The 12,654-nt window shown below is 45.9% G+C and carries 11 protein-coding genes and 1 pseudogene; 4 read left to right on the top strand and 8 right to left on the bottom strand.

Annotation, left to right across the window (positions count from 1 at the left end):
• Window positions 1-89: 89 nt before the first annotated feature.
• From AB4375_RS03820 to AB4375_RS03810, 3 genes are all read left to right on the top strand, one after another.
• Window positions 90-1,910 (top strand): ATP-binding protein, encoded by a 1,821-nt coding sequence (locus tag AB4375_RS03820; protein ID WP_017060622.1) that lies wholly within the window; start codon window positions 90-92, stop codon window positions 1,908-1,910.
• 29 nt (window positions 1,911-1,939) lie between these two features.
• Entirely contained in the window at window positions 1,940-3,289 is a 1,350-nt protein-coding gene (locus AB4375_RS03815; RefSeq protein WP_017060623.1) for a sigma-54 dependent transcriptional regulator, read from the top strand.
• Window positions 3,290-3,367: 78 nt separating this feature from the next.
• Window positions 3,368-3,541 carry a hypothetical protein gene (locus AB4375_RS03810; RefSeq protein WP_017060624.1) on the top strand — a complete coding sequence of 58 codons (174 nt, stop codon included), beginning with the start codon at window positions 3,368-3,370 and terminating at the stop codon, window positions 3,539-3,541.
• Window positions 3,542-3,595: 54 nt separating this feature from the next.
• On the opposite strand, the gene AB4375_RS03805 is transcribed toward AB4375_RS03810, so the two are convergent.
• The 3 genes from AB4375_RS03805 to AB4375_RS03795 all read right to left on the bottom strand — a co-directional run bounded on the left by AB4375_RS03805 (window position 3,596) and on the right by AB4375_RS03795 (window position 6,775).
• A complete protein-coding gene (locus AB4375_RS03805; protein WP_017060625.1) occupies window positions 3,596-4,957 on the bottom strand; it encodes a TRAP transporter large permease in 1,362 nt (453 codons plus the stop codon).
• A gap of 2 nt (window positions 4,958-4,959) precedes the next feature.
• A complete protein-coding gene (locus AB4375_RS03800) occupies window positions 4,960-5,715 on the bottom strand; it encodes a TRAP transporter small permease (protein WP_048607896.1) in 756 nt (251 codons plus the stop codon).
• Window positions 5,716-5,779: 64 nt separating this feature from the next.
• Window positions 5,780-6,775, bottom strand: coding sequence for a TRAP transporter substrate-binding protein (locus tag AB4375_RS03795; protein ID WP_017071719.1), 996 nt, complete (start codon window positions 6,773-6,775; stop codon window positions 5,780-5,782).
• Between the two features lie 346 nt (window positions 6,776-7,121).
• On the opposite strand from AB4375_RS03795, the gene AB4375_RS03790 reads away from it, so the two are divergent.
• Window positions 7,122-7,529: a thioesterase family protein gene (locus tag AB4375_RS03790; protein ID WP_248383842.1), complete on the top strand. Its 408-nt coding sequence runs from the start codon at window positions 7,122-7,124 to the stop codon at window positions 7,527-7,529.
• Window positions 7,530-7,531: 2 nt separating this feature from the next.
• Here the strand turns inward: AB4375_RS03790 and AB4375_RS03785 are convergent.
• The 5 genes and pseudogenes from AB4375_RS03785 to AB4375_RS03765 all read right to left on the bottom strand — a co-directional run.
• Window positions 7,532-7,927, bottom strand: a pseudogene (locus AB4375_RS03785) (4'-phosphopantetheinyl transferase superfamily protein); the annotation flags it as partial.
• A gap of 33 nt (window positions 7,928-7,960) precedes the next feature.
• A complete protein-coding gene (gene hflX / locus AB4375_RS03780) occupies window positions 7,961-9,328 on the bottom strand; it encodes a GTPase HflX (protein ID WP_372051045.1) in 1,368 nt (455 codons plus the stop codon).
• Between the two features lie 269 nt (window positions 9,329-9,597).
• Entirely contained in the window at window positions 9,598-10,710 is a 1,113-nt protein-coding gene (locus AB4375_RS03775) for an ABC transporter ATP-binding protein (RefSeq protein WP_372051044.1), read from the bottom strand.
• Between the two features lie 5 nt (window positions 10,711-10,715).
• On the bottom strand, window positions 10,716-11,573 hold the full coding sequence (locus AB4375_RS03770) for a carbohydrate ABC transporter permease (protein WP_372051043.1): 858 nt from the start codon (window positions 11,571-11,573) through the stop codon (window positions 10,716-10,718).
• Entirely contained in the window at window positions 11,570-12,508 is a 939-nt protein-coding gene (locus AB4375_RS03765) for a carbohydrate ABC transporter permease (RefSeq protein WP_017060634.1), read from the bottom strand. Before AB4375_RS03765 ends, AB4375_RS03770 begins: the two co-directional genes overlap by 4 nt.
• Window positions 12,509-12,654: the final 146 nt, after the last annotated feature.

The raw sequence follows: 12,654 nt of genomic DNA, 5'->3' as shown, positions 1-12,654 counted from the left end.
TGCTTTCAGCAAAAACTACCGCTATTTGCTACCATAAACGAGAGAAGACAGGCTTGATTGTTTACCAAAGAAATCAGCGGAGAGCCTTCATGTTTCAAGCTTTTAAAATCCCAATACTGTTAATGGTCACATACAGTTTACTGATGGTGTTTGGCGGTCATTGGGTGTGGAGCACGAGCCATGAAAGTTTGTTAAATGATCATCAATCTAAGCTGGACCGCTTTTCTGTTCATATTTCAAGCCAATTGGATAAGTTCGCGCACATTCCCGAGCTGCTTTCAAAAGACAAAGAGCTGGTCGATGCCCTGCACTCTCCAAGTAACTCTGCGCAAATCGAACTCACTAATCGTTATCTAGAGCACGTAAACTCGGTGATTCAAGCATCCGACACCTACCTACTAGACAGTATCGGCACCACCATTGCAGCCAGTAACTGGAATCAACCGCGTTCTTTTATTCGTCGTAACTTTGCTTTCCGCCCCTACTTTCAAGAAGCGATTATTGGCAATGAAAATCAATATTTTGCGCTAGGTTCAACCTCTGGAAAGCGAGGCTATTATTATTCTTACCCCGTCTCCTATGCCGCCGAGATTATTGGCGTCATTGTCGTAAAGATGGATTTATCGCTGATTGAAGCAAGTTGGAAAGGCAAACAGAGTTTTTTTGTTGCTGACGATAAAGATCAAATTGTATTTATGTCGAGTAACCCTGAGTGGCTGTTCAAAAGCCTTCAGCCGCTAAGCGAAGTACAACACACTCGAATTCAAGAAAGCAGGCAGTATCTCGATACAAAAATAGAAAGCCTGCACTTCTCCGGCGATTTAGACAGTGCCACCAGTCGTATTGAGTCGCCACACAAACTCGTCCAAGAGCAGTTCTTTAGTTCTTCGCGTTTCCTAGCCGAACCAAGACTCACCATACGGGTATTTTCTCCAACCCACTTAGTTTGGTGGGACTTGGTTGCTTACCTTGTTGTTTTGAGCCTAATCTTTGCGATTATTTATCTAACAATGCAGCTCAACCACCATAGACAACAAAGACGAGCACAGATAGACAGGCTGCAATCCGAAGCCAAGCAAAAACTCGAATTTCAAGTGCTTGAACGTACATCGGAGTTACATGTTGAGATCAAACACCGTATCGAAACCGAGCATGTTCTGAGGCAAACCCAAGACGAGCTCATCCAAGCCGCCAAACTAGCAGTGCTAGGGCAGATGTCAGCGAGCATCAGTCACGAACTGAATAACCCGCTTGCCGCGATTCGCAGTTATGCCGACAACGGCCGATTGTTTCTTGCCAAAGAAAAAACCGATCGTGTCGATGACAATCTATCGCGAATCTCGGCACTCACTGATCGTATGGCGAAAATCAGCCACCAGCTTCGCTCGTTCGCCAAAAAATCTACTGCGGAAGAGCTACACACCTTACAAATACTCCCAGTTTTACATTCATCGAAAGAGCTGATGAAGCCACAACTCAAGAGCGAGCGAGTTAAGGTCAACGAACTCCCTGAGACCTTTGATGCTTGCGTGCTCGCCAACGCCATTCAACTGGAACAGGTGATCATTAACCTGCTGACCAACGCGATTCAGGCGGTGGAACAACAAGATGACAAACAATTAGCTATTCTGTTAGAGATTAGAGAGTCCGACCATCAACAAGCCAATACCTTGCTAATTCATGTCGATGATAACGGCCCCGGCTTCACCTCCCCTTCTAGCGGAAACTTTTTTGAACCCTTCCATACCACCAAGAAAAACGGACTTGGACTTGGGCTATCGATTTCTCAACAAATAATCAACGGAATAAATGGCAAGCTCGTTACCGGTAGTAGCCCTCAAGGCGGTGCTCGAATCAGCATAGAGTTGCCCCTTGTTGGACATGAACAGCAAACAAAAACTCAGCAATAACCAGAATACAAAGAAGTAAAGGAATCACTATGTGTCACGTCTATTTCATTGATGATGAATCCGATCTAAGAATGGCGATTGAACAGAGCTTCGAGCTCGCCGACATTGATGCCGAATTCTTTCCCGATGCGGAGTCTGCTCTGCTCGCGATTCAAGAAAACGGCTTACCTCACGTGATCATCACTGATATCTGTCTACCAGGTCTATCCGGGCATGATCTGCTCAACACCGTGATGCACAAAGACAAAGAGATTCCCGTGATCATGATTACTGGTCACGGCGATATTTCAATGGCCGTTCAAGCCATCCAATACGGCGCCTATGACTTCATCGAAAAACCATTCGCTAATGAACGCCTAATCGAAACCACTAAGCGAGCGATAGAAAAACGTCAGCTCACACTAGAGAACCTTGAGTTAAAACGTTCACTCAAAGCCAGCCAAGCGCTCGGCCCTAGAATCATTGGTGATACGCAATCCATGACTGAGCTGCGCTCCATCATCACCCATATTGCCGACACCAATGCCGATATATTATTGTTTGGCGAGACAGGTACAGGTAAAGAGTTAGTAGCACGTTCTCTGCATGAACAAAGCAGCCGTCGAGAGCAAAACTTTGTCGCGGTCAACTGTGGTGCTGTTCCTGAAAACCTGATTGAGAGTGAACTGTATGGCCATGAAAAAGGGGCATTCACGGGCGCAGAAAGCAAGCGAGTGGGTAAATTCGAGTTTGCTCAAGGCGGAACTCTATTCTTAGATGAAGTTGAATCCATGCCGATGCAGGCACAAATTCGCCTATTACGCGTCTTACAAGAACGCGTTATTGAGCGAGTTGGTTCAAACGGTTTAGTGCCACTAGATATTCGAGTGATAGCAGCAACCAAAGTCGACCTAAAGAAAGCCGCTGAAGAAGGCACTTTCCGCCAAGATCTCTATTATCGACTTAACGTTGTGACCTTAGACTTGCCGCCGTTAAGAAGCAGACAAGAAGACATCCCAGCCCTGTTCCATCACTTCTTACTGGTTGCTGCGGCGCGTTATGGCAAGACAGCCCCAGCCCTTCCACAAAAGGAACTGCACGCACTTTTGGCTCATGATTGGCCGGGAAATGTTCGAGAATTACGTAATACTGCAGAGCGTTTTGTACTTTTAGGTAAGCTTTCTCACTTATCAGACAGCGCCACTGAAACTACTCAAGAACTGTCTTTGGCAGAATTGGTATCTGACTTTGAAAAAAACACGTTGAAGCAGGCACTTATTGAATGCAATGGCAGTATAAAAGAGACCATGGAGAGGCTGCAATTACCGAGGAAAACCCTCTACGATAAGATGCAAAAGCACCAGCTAACGAAAGAATCTTATAAGGTAGAACCAAACTAAATTAGATTTGGGAGCAAGATCACCTATACTTATTTCGACAACAGGATGTTATGCAATAAATGTAATAAGGAAGTGGTTATGGGTGAGAAAACAAAAGTGCCATCGATTACAGATACTTTCGAGATAGATGGTATTTTTTATGCTGACAATCATGTCGATCTACACACGCCAGAATTAGAGGCAAAACGCGCTTTGTATGAGCAGATAAAGCCTCATTCAAATCGTGGCAGAAATATAGATGAGGAGGTCTAGCGACCTCCTCATTTTTTATGGATTAAATTCCATGTCAGTGAATGACTCAAATAGCTACTTGGTTATGATCTCTGGTCCCATCAAGGTGGTTGGTAACCATGTTGATACCCAAGGTACGTAAGTGACGATAATCAGGAATAAGAACATCACCCCAACCCACGGCAATGCGGCTTTTACCACGTTCATCATCGACATCTTCGCGACACCTGCGGTCACAAACAAATTGAGCCCGACAGGCGGCGTTATCATCCCTATCTCCATGTTCACCACCATCATGATACCTAGGTGAATTGGGTCGATACCGAGCGCAATTGCAATTGGGAATACCAAAGGAGCAACGATGATCAGCAAGCCTGATGGCTCCATGAACTGCCCACCAATCAAGAGTAAAACGTTTACTACAATCAAAAAGGTGATCGGACCCAAGCCCGCAGATAGCATAGACTCAGTGATCATTTGAGGAATGCGTTCTTCGGTCAGTACATGCTTAAGAATCAGAGCATTGGCAATGATAAACAGCAGCATGATCGTCAGCTTGCCTGCATCGTAAAGTGTGTCTTTGGTGTCTTTATGGAAAAACGTTTGGAACACCTTAACCAAAGCAGGCTTTGTATTGTTCTTGTCAGCGAAAGGCCCCATATCTTTATAGATAAAGTTGGCAATGAAGAAGGCATACACCGCAGCCACTGCCGCCGCTTCTGTCGGAGTAAAGATGCCGCCGTAGATACCACCTAGAATGATGACAATCAGCAGCAAGCCCCAGCTCGCATCTTTCGCAGCTGCGAACATCTCGCCCCAGCCCACAAATGGCTGTGCCGGAATCTTCTTAATACGTGCTGCGATGTAGATAGCAATCATCAACATCACACCCGCCAGCAAACCTGGAATAACGCCACCTAAGAACATACGACCTACCGATACATCGGTCGCAGCCGCGTAAACCACCATCACGATGGACGGCGGAATCAAGATACCCAAAGTACCCGCGTTACAGATAACCCCTGCCGCGAACTCTTTTGAGTAACCGTTTTTGATCATACCTGCGATAACGATACTACCGATCGCCACTACCGTTGCAGGAGATGAACCAGAAAGGGCTGCGAACATCATACATGCCACAACCGACGCCATCGCCAAGCCGCCGCGGAACCAACCTACCATCGCGATAGCAAAACGGATAATACGTTTCGCCACGCCACCAGTAGACATGAAGCTAGAGGCCAAGATAAAGAAAGGAATCGCTAAGAGTGTGTAGTGGCCTGCAAATGCATTAAACAGCGTTTGTGCGACTGAAGCTAATGACGCATCTGAGTGCATCAATAAGAATATTACGCTCGATAAACCGAGGGAAATTGCAATTGGTACACCGACCAACATGAAAGCAATTACCATTAAAAATAGAAATAACATTGCCATGATTAGTCTTCCTTACCGTTAGATTTGGTACTCGACTCATTCGCTTTGTTCTGCGGAGTCGAATTCAATACCGCTGTCGCATCTTCGTCAGAGCCCGCTAGCACGTCTGCTTTCAACGCATCCAGCTCTTCTTCGGCTTCGTGTCCTGCAATCATGCGGTCAAGCTTGCCTGTGACGACTTGGTAAGCAACTTGAGCAAAACGGAACGTTAGCATTGCCATACCAATCGGCAGCGCCATATAAGGAATAAAACGTGGCAGTTTCTCGTATCGCTCGCCTTCATTCAGCCAGTCAGCAAGAAACTGAAGCATCTCTGGCATTGGAATATCGTCGGTCTCGTACCATGCGCGATCGGTCGCGAATGGGTACCAATAATTCCAAGAACCGATAAGAAGTAAGATTGAAAATGCTAGGCAGCTTGTCACGGCGATGAGCGCATACACTTTGCGTAGCTTTTCTGGGGCAAGGTTGATGATCACATCAACACCAATGTGGAAGTGTTTTTTAACGCCATAAGATGCGCCCACTAACACCATCCAAGCAAACATGAACACGGTCAGTTCCAGTGCCCATAAGATGTTGTCATTGAATGCGTATCGAAATACCACGTTGGCAAAAGTAAGTAGCGTCATTGCGCCAAGGAAAAATGCGATTAGTGACTCTTCAATCACATCCGTAACTCTTCCGACTTTGGAAAAAAGAGAGGTTTCCAGTGCTGATTCGCTAGAATTTGGTTGTTCCATTTGAGGCTTTTCCATAATTGACTCCGCTTATAATTGTTTTAATAAGGAGTGACGAATACTCGCCACTCCCTTAGCGGTGTTATTGGTTTGAAGCTAACGCTGCATCGATAAGGTCTGAACCGATGTCTTTTTCAAACTTCTTCCATACTGGTTGAAGCGCAGTTACCCATGCTTCACGCTGTTCAGGCGTAAGCGTACGAACCTCACCACCCGCTTCGATGATGTTATTTTTGTTCGCTAGGTTAACTTTTGAAGATTCTGCGTTACGAGTCTCAGACACTTCTTGAACGATTGTGCCAAGTTGCGTACGTACATCTTCAGGTAGGTCTTTCCAGAAGTCGTTCGACGTTACTACCAGGTAATCAAGGATACCGTGGTTAGTTTCGGTCACGCCGTCTTGTACTTCAAAGAACTTCTTACCGTAGATGTTTGACCATGTGTTCTCTTGGCCATCGATAACCTTAGTTTGTAGGCCACCGTATACTTCTTTGAAAGACATCTTCTGTGGGTTAGCACCCAGTTGTTCAAACTGAGCCACCAATACATCCGATGCTTGAACACGGAATTTCAAACCTTTTGCATCTTCAGGGCTGATAAGAGGTTTGTTCGCCGACATTTGTTTCATGCCGTTGTGCCAGAATGCTAAGCCTTGAAGACCACGACGCTTCATCGCATTCTTCAGCTTTTCACCAGATTCTGAGTTTTGGAAACGGTCAACGGCTTCTACGTCTTCAAATAGGAAAGGAAGGTCAAAAATGCGGTATTTCTTAGTGAACTTCTCAAATTTTGACAGCGATGGCGCCGCCATTTGAACATCACCATTTAACAGGGCTTCCAGTACCTTATTATCATCGTAAAGTGTTGAGTTAGGGAAAACTTGCATACAAGCTTTTCCATTCATTTCTGTGTTTACTCGCTCTTCCAGTAAAGAAGCGGCGATGCCTTTCGGGTGCTTATCGGTATTGGTTACATGACTGAATTTAATCACGATTTCACCAGGGTCACAGTTTGCAGCAGCATTAAAACTTGTGAGCGCCAGAGCAGATACAGACAGCAGGGTAAGAGGCTTAAACATTATTATTCTCCTTAGTAAACAAAGCAGCCCTTCAATGGGAACTGCGTGCTTTCACTAAGGCAATTAGCGCGCCATATTGACACAATTCATTAACAAGCCTTTAACCGCAAGGCTTCATCAGATCTGCCTGCAGTTGTCGCTAACTCGCTACAAAAATTAATGGGTGGAAAATGACACATAGAATATTTGTAAATGGGTGGGAGTTGACCAAAGCATCAGTGATAAATGAGGTCTGACCAAAAGCCCCTTTCACGATGATGCCTTGAAGTAATTTCAACCTATCCTGTAGAGTGCTGCACAACTTAGTCAGATTTACTGATCCACTACTTACCAAGAGTTGCTACCCATGAGTCAGATCTACCATCACCCAGTACAGATTTACTACGAAGATACCGATCACTCAGGTGTGGTTTATCACCCTAACTTTCTTAAATACTTTGAGCGTGCGCGCGAGCATGTGTTGGGCAGCGATAAACTGGCAGAGTTGTGGAATGAACATGGACTGGGGTTTGCGGTGTATAAAGCCAATATGACCTTTCAAGACGGCGTTGAGTTCGCAGAGATCTGCGATATCCGAACCTCTTTTGAGATCGATGGCAAATACAAAACCTTATGGCGACAAGAGGTATGGCGTAAAGATGCAACCAAACCTGCCGTGATTGGTGATATCGAGATGGTTTGCCTAGATAAAGACAAACAACTTCAGCCTGTACCCGCAGAAGTATTAAAAGCGATGCTTGGAGAGTCGAGCTAACTTTATTTTATCCACATAGACGTAAAGAGATGAGACGACGAAAAGGTTCTCATCTCTATCTGCATGGGGAGCAAATTCCCGCCAAGCGTCACCGCAAAGCGATACTGTTCATCCAGCCGCCCTAAGCAACACTGCCAATCTGTAGAACTATCGTCTTGTTGAGCAGAATCCAAATTCAACCCAATCCCGCTATGTAGCCTGATTTCGCGATACAAGCCTGATTGAAAGCCTGACGAACTGAGTTCCACTACTTGCTTGGTCAAAAATGTTCGCTTGGTCAAATTAGAGAAATCGAACGAGAAGCTTCGCAACGATGTGGCTAGCCCCTTGCCTGTCGCTTTGATATACGACTCCTTCAGCGCCCAAAGATCGAAAAAACGCTCTCTCTGCAGACTTTTCTTTGGACGTTCTTATCTAAACTAGATAGACGATCAAGACTTCTGCATACGCTTTTTCAAGCGCGCTAAATCAATTGCACTTGAGCGTACAGTAAGCTTGATGCATTCGTAGTCGTATTCTTCCTTCACCACACTCATGTTTGAGCGAATCTCACCGATAATGCCTTGTCCAGAATAAGGAATCGTGATCTCTTCTTCGATCATGCCTTGTTCAGCCACATCCACAATGTACTTGTGTAGTTTGGTGATATCGAGCGGGTCACGAGTCGAGGTCAGCATTGCATCTGGGAATTCTTCAATCAGCTCTAACTGTTCTTCTTCGCTCAATCTATCGCACTTGTTCAGTACCAATAGTTTTTCGCTGCCTTCAACGCCCACTTGCGCTAATACTTCGTGTACCACATCAAGCTGTGCGCGGAATGAAACATCAGAAGCATCAACCACATAAAGCAGTAATGAAGCATCATGCGCTTCTGCTAGTGTTGAGTGGAATGAAGCAACCAGATCGTGTGGCAGTTTCTTGATGAAACCCACCGTATCTGACACTAAGATACGCGGCTGAGTGATCGGCTGAAGTGCACGAACCGTGGTATCTAAGGTCGCGAATAGCTTATCTTCACCGCTCACTTCGGTTGCGGTCATAGCGCGCATCATCGAAGATTTACCCGCGTTGGTGTAGCCAACCAGAGCAACAGTGAAAAGCTCCGAACGCTGAGTGCGTCGGTTCTTCATTTCGTCCTGTACGCTAACCAGCTCACGTTTAAGCGCAGCAATTTGGTCACGTACTTTACGGCGGTCTAGCTCTAATGAAGTTTCACCAGCACCCTGACCCATTTGACGCTCTTTATCACCGTCGGCTGTTTCACGCAGTCGAGGCACTAAGTAGTTTAGGCGAGCGATTTCAACTTGCAGACGTGCGGTACGAGTACGAGCATGGCGGCTAAAGATCTCGATGATGATACCAGTACGGTCAAACACCTCGACACCCAAGTGAGCTTCTACATTACGCAGTTGAGATGGGCTCAAATCACAGTCGAATACCACTACGTCAGCAGTACCAAACTCCACGTCTTCAGATGGAAGATCATCAAAATCTAACTCATCGATACCAGCACGAAAATCAAAAGACTCATCGATAAAATCTTCATCTTCGGCTTCTTCAATCGAACCTTGGTAACCGGTTAAGTGTGCAATTTCTGCAAGCTTACCTGCGCCCAACACGTTTTGTCGTTGTGTTGAACTGTGGTGCTGTGATTGTGTACCGACCACTTTAAACCCTAGGGTTGTTACTAAGCGAGCAAGTTCGGCAAGAGACTCTTTTGCTTCGTCACCTTTGAAGTCCGGTGTCGTAATAGAAATAAGTAAAGCGTTACTAGCTGAGGGTTTTGCTGTTAGTTTCATGTTTTATTCTGTCTATGCACTAATGTGCAACCTAGTATTTGGTCTAAAGTAGCGCGATCCTACGCTGTTCTCGGTCAGCTTTATAGAGCTAACGGAGGCTAATTAGCGATATTATTGCAGTTAATCCATTTATCTCGTTTATCCCTCTGTTTTCGTGAGGAAATAAAACAGGCTAAAACACAAAAAAGACAGCATCACGTTACTTATTAGTAATTAGTGATACTGCCTTTGCTTAAGCTTAGACTCTCATTGAGCTACTGTCTCAAAAACTAAAAATCAATTCTCGCTTCAGTCTGAGCATCAAAGAATACCGCCTTTGATAAGTCAAAATGCAGCGGCGCCATTTGCCCAACTGACACTTCAAATTCTGGCGACAAGCGACATGCCACTTCTTGGTCGTTCACTTTCACCATCGCAATCGTATCTGGCCCTGTTGGTTCTAGCACTTCTAACTGCAAGTCTAGCTTGGTCGTTGCCGACACATCTTCACTTTCCTGCTCGGTAATATGTTCAGGGCGCAGGCCAATCACCACTTCTTTGCCATCTTGCTCACGCATGCTTTGTGGTAATCGAATGTGGTGCTCTTGCTCAGACGTACCCGTTACTTTGATGATCGGATTCTGATCATCATCCAAATCCACCATGGTCTTAATGAAGTTCATAGATGGTGAACCCATAAAGCCCGCCACGAACATGTTATTTGGCTTGGTGTAGATCTCTTGCGGCGTACCGAGTTGCTGCAGTTCACCATCTTTCATCACCGCAATACGGTCAGCCAAGGTCATCGCCTCGATTTGGTCATGGGTCACGTAGACAATGGTGGTGTTCAGCTTTTGGTGCAGACGTTTGATCTGGTGTCGCATCTCGACACGCAGCTTGGCATCCAAATTAGAAAGCGGCTCATCAAACAGATACAGCTTAGGACGACGCGCTAGAGCACGTCCCATCGCGACACGTTGACGCTGGCCCCCAGAAAGCTGCGACGGTTTACGATCAAGCAACTGTTCGATTTGCAGCATTTCAGCCACTCGATTAACCTCAGCATCGATCTCTTGTTGCGGCATCTTACGAATCTTCAAACCGAAAGCAATATTGCCACGTACCGTCATGTTTGGGTAAAGCGCGTACGACTGGAATACCATCGCAATATCGCGATCTTTAGGTTCAACCTCCGCCACATCGACACCATCAATCACGATTTCACCCGAGCTAATATTTTCTAGCCCAGCAATGGTGTTCATTAGGGTGGATTTTCCACACCCCGAAGGGCCGACAAGTATCAAAAATTCCCCCGAATCGATACTAATGTCGATGCCCTTTAACGTTTCGTTGTCCGCGTTGCGATAGGTTTTACGGATCTGTTTTAAATCTAATGTTGCCATGGTAATTATCCTTTTACTGATCCTGCCGTTAGGCCACGAACAAAATATTTTCCTGCGAAGACGTACACCAACAGCGTTGGCAAGGCGGCGATGATCGCGGCAGCCATATCGACGTTATATTCCTTAACGCCTGTGCTAGTGTTGACTAGGTTGTTTAATGCCACGGTAATTGGCTGAGTTTCTAAGCCCGAATACACCACCCCGAACAAGAAATCATTCCAGATTGCGGTGAACTGCCAGATCACCGTCACCATGATGATTGGCGTTGAGATCGGTAATAAGATCTTAAAGAAAATGGTAAAGAAGCCTGCGCCATCCAATTTTGCCGCTTTGATCAATTCATCAGGAATCGAGATGTAGAAGTTACGGAAAAACAGAGTAGTAAACGCCATGCCGTAGATAACGTGCACAATCACCAAGCCGATGGTTGTGTTTGCCAAACCCATTTTTCCTAACATGGTTGCCATTGGAAGCAACACCACTTGGAATGGAATAAAGCAGCCAAACAACAACAAGCTAAAGAACAGGTTTGAACCTCTAAATTGCCATTTCGTCACGACATAACCATTGAATGCACCGAGTAATGTTGAAATCGCTACCGCAGGAATCACCATTTGGAACGAGTTCCAGAAGTAGCCTTTGATGCCTTCACATTTCACGCCCGTACAAGCGGTGTCCCACGCTTTATACCAAGCATCAAACACCCACTCTTTCGGTAAGCTCATCAAGTTACCTGCCTTGATGTCTGGCAGAGTTTTGAATGAGGTCAGCGCCATGACGAACAATGGCATTAAATACACCAAGCAGAAGAAAAGCAGTGCCGAATAAATAAAGATTCGAGCAAAATTGATGTTATTCATCATGACTTTTTCTCCCTAAGTTCAGAGTAAAGATAAGGCACGAGAATCGCTAAGATACCGGCAAGCATCATCATGGCACTGGCAGCACCAAGGCCAATTTGTCCACGAGTAAAGGAGTGTGCGTACATAAACAGCGCAGGAAGATCCGATGAATAACCTGGGCCACCCGCTGTCATCGCGGTCACAAGGTCGAAACTCTTAATCGCAATGTGTGAGGTGATGATCACCGCGCTGAAAACCACAGGGCGCAAGCAAGGTAGAATGATTTTCAGATAAATAGTGGGTAAGCTTGCCCCATCAATTTGAGCGGCTTTGATGATTGAAGAATCAATGCCACGAAGGCCGGCTAAGAACATCGCCATCACGAAGCCTGACGACTGCCAAAGTGCTGCGATAACCAAGGTATAGACCGACATTTCAGAGTCGACTAACCAATCGAATTTGAAGTCGGTAAAGCCCCAATCTTGCATCAGTTTTTCAATGCCAAGACCCGGATTGAGAATCCATTTCCAAGCGGTACCCGTCACGATGAATGACAAGGCCATTGGGTATAAATAAATGGTACGAATCGCGCCTTCTTGACGGATGTTCTGGTCAAGCAATACCGCCAAACCCACACCCAACAAGATAGCAATCGCCATGAACAGAAAACCAAACACACCGAGGTTGGTGATTGAGGTGATCCAGCGATCGTTGTCCATCAGCTTTTCATATTGAGCTAAACCAACAAAGTTGAAGCTCGGTAAAAATCGAGAATTCGTAAACGACAGCGCCGCCGTCCAGAATATATAGCCGTAGATACACACCACGGTCACTAACGCGGTCGGCGCCAGTACAATCTTGGGTAACCAATGTTGCAACCTGTCAGCAAAGCTAGGCTTGGGCGCAGGCTGGCTCCTTGTGGGTTTTGGAGTCGACTCAGTCAAAACATGCTCCATAACTTATCCTTGTTGCACAATCGAGCCAATGGCTTACCTTTCGGCACCACATCAGCATCACGCATATCAGAATTGGGAGTGAAGAGTAGATAGGCTCCCTACGAGCCTACCCACCCTGGGGGTTTGGTAAAGCAACACAACCCGTC

It is taken from the genome of Vibrio sp. 10N.261.51.C6 (genome assembly GCF_041471785.1).
Lineage (GTDB): Bacteria > Pseudomonadota > Gammaproteobacteria > Enterobacterales > Vibrionaceae > Vibrio > Vibrio crassostreae_C.
The sequence above is the reverse complement of the archived record's forward strand: the minus strand, read 5'-3'. Positions and strand labels throughout refer to the sequence as shown.

Coding starts and splice junctions, on each gene's coding strand:
- AB4375_RS03815 (WP_017060623.1), top strand. CDS start 1,940: ATGTGTCACGTCTATTTCATTGATGATGAATCCGATCTAAGAATGGCG.
- AB4375_RS03775 (WP_372051044.1), bottom strand. CDS start 10,710: ATGGCAACATTAGATTTAAAACAGATCCGTAAAACCTATCGCAACGCG.
- AB4375_RS03805 (WP_017060625.1), bottom strand. CDS start 4,957: ATGGCAATGTTATTTCTATTTTTAATGGTAATTGCTTTCATGTTGGTC.
- AB4375_RS03795 (WP_017071719.1), bottom strand. CDS start 6,775: ATGTTTAAGCCTCTTACCCTGCTGTCTGTATCTGCTCTGGCGCTCACA.
- AB4375_RS03765 (WP_017060634.1), bottom strand. CDS start 12,508: ATGGAGCATGTTTTGACTGAGTCGACTCCAAAACCCACAAGGAGCCAG.
- AB4375_RS03820 (WP_017060622.1), top strand. CDS start 90: ATGTTTCAAGCTTTTAAAATCCCAATACTGTTAATGGTCACATACAGT.
- AB4375_RS03770 (WP_372051043.1), bottom strand. CDS start 11,573: ATGATGAATAACATCAATTTTGCTCGAATCTTTATTTATTCGGCACTG.
- AB4375_RS03790 (WP_248383842.1), top strand. CDS start 7,122: ATGAGTCAGATCTACCATCACCCAGTACAGATTTACTACGAAGATACC.
- hflX (WP_372051045.1), bottom strand. CDS start 9,328: ATGAAACTAACAGCAAAACCCTCAGCTAGTAACGCTTTACTTATTTCT.
- AB4375_RS03810 (WP_017060624.1), top strand. CDS start 3,368: ATGGGTGAGAAAACAAAAGTGCCATCGATTACAGATACTTTCGAGATA.
- AB4375_RS03800 (WP_048607896.1), bottom strand. CDS start 5,715: ATGGAAAAGCCTCAAATGGAACAACCAAATTCTAGCGAATCAGCACTG.